Consider the following 1,131-nt stretch of genomic DNA (forward strand, 5'->3'; position numbering starts at 1 on the left):
GACCACGGTAAAACTACCCTGACTGCAGCAATCACTACCGTTCTGGCTAAAACCTACGGCGGTTCTGCACGCGCATTCGACCAGATCGATAACGCACCAGAAGAAAAAGCTCGTGGTATCACCATCAACACTTCACACGTTGAATATGACACCCCGACTCGTCACTACGCGCACGTTGACTGCCCAGGGCACGCCGACTACGTGAAAAACATGATCACCGGTGCTGCTCAGATGGACGGCGCTATCCTGGTTGTTGCTGCGACTGATGGCCCTATGCCACAGACTCGTGAGCACATCCTGCTGGGTCGCCAGGTTGGCGTTCCATACATGATCGTGTTCATGAACAAATGCGACATGGTTGATGATGAAGAGCTGCTGGAACTGGTAGAAATGGAAGTTCGTGAACTTCTTTCTGCTTACGAATTCCCAGGCGACGACATCCCGGTAATCAAAGGTTCAGCGCTGAAAGCACTGGAAGGCGATGCTACTTGGGAAGCGAAAATCATCGAACTGGCAGAAGCACTGGACAGCTACATTCCATTGCCAGAGCGTGCTATCGATAAGCCATTCCTGCTGCCAATCGAAGACGTATTCTCCATCTCCGGTCGTGGTACAGTTGTTACCGGTCGTGTAGAGCGCGGTATCGTTAAAGTCGGCGAAGAAGTTGAAATCGTTGGTATCAAGGACACCGTTAAGTCTACTTGTACTGGCGTTGAAATGTTCCGCAAACTGCTGGACGAAGGCCGTGCTGGTGAGAACGTTGGTGTTCTGCTGCGTGGTATCAAACGTGAAGACATCGAACGTGGTCAGGTTCTGGCTAAACCAGGTTCAATCAAACCACACACCAAGTTTGATTCAGAAGTTTATATCCTGAGCAAAGATGAAGGTGGTCGTCATACTCCATTCTTCAAAGGCTACCGTCCACAGTTCTACTTCCGTACAACTGACGTGACCGGTACTATCGAACTGCCAGAAGGCGTTGAGATGGTAATGCCTGGTGACAACGTGAACATGGTTGTTACCTTGATCCACCCAATCGCGATGGATGACGGTCTGCGTTTCGCAATCCGTGAAGGCGGCCGTACTGTAGGTGCTGGTGTTGTTGCTAAAGTTATCGCTTAATCGCTGATA

1 protein-coding gene is annotated in these 1,131 nt (G+C 50.5%); it reads left to right on the forward strand.

Annotation, left to right across the window (positions count from 1 at the left end; genetic code table 11):
• A partial coding sequence (gene tuf, locus D5398_RS25305) for an elongation factor Tu (RefSeq protein ID WP_120510033.1) occupies nt 1-1,122 on the forward strand: 1,122 nt, incomplete at its 5' end.
• Between the last annotated feature and the right edge of the window lie 9 nt (nt 1,123-1,131).

It is taken from the genome of Rahnella bruchi (assembly GCF_003614975.1).
Lineage (GTDB): Bacteria > Pseudomonadota > Gammaproteobacteria > Enterobacterales > Enterobacteriaceae > Rahnella > Rahnella bruchi.